This window comes from Halobaculum sp. EA56 (genome assembly GCF_051195075.1).
Taxonomy (GTDB): Archaea; Halobacteriota; Halobacteria; order Halobacteriales; family Haloferacaceae; genus Halobaculum.
The window spans coordinates 1-504 of the sequence record NZ_JBNTJX010000135.1; the positions used below are offsets into that span (position 1 = coordinate 1).

A 504-nucleotide genomic window follows, 5' to 3' on the forward strand; every position below is an offset into this window, starting at 1 on the left:
AATCTGGGCTTCGCAAGGGGGCTTAAGTCGTAACAAGGTAGCCGTAGGGGAATCTGCGGCTGGATCACCTCCACAGAACGGGACCAGGCCGACGCGCCTGGCCCACCTAGAGGTCTTCGTGGCGTCGTGGTTGCGACCAGACACCTTCGAACTATCGGGGCTCGCTTTCAGACCTCGTTGGTACCTCGACAGGGTTCGATTCCCTGTGGGTCACTCTCGTACCGCGATTCGAACCGCGCCCCTTAAGTGTGGGCCGGGGAGATGAACGGTACACACGATCGATGCACCATCCCGTGAGAGCGGGGATGGGAAGGGTCGATGTACGCTCCCGTGCCACCCACGGGACGTGCGATGACGACCGTATGTACGTGCAATCCAGACACCCACTGAACCCGATTCATCGGGTCCATTGGGTTCCACTCAGTATATTGGCTACTGTGCCAGCTGGTGAATGGCTCGGCTCGAGAGCCGACGACGGACGTGCCAAGCTGCGATAAGCCGTAG

At 60.1% G+C, this 504-nt stretch carries 2 rRNA genes; both read left to right on the top strand.

Going from position 1 to position 504, the window contains the following annotated elements:
• Positions 1-73, top strand: a 16S ribosomal RNA gene (locus tag ACQUQ1_RS22605); the annotation flags it as partial.
• A gap of 350 nt (positions 74-423) precedes the next feature.
• Positions 424-504, top strand: a 23S ribosomal RNA gene (locus ACQUQ1_RS22610); the annotation flags it as partial.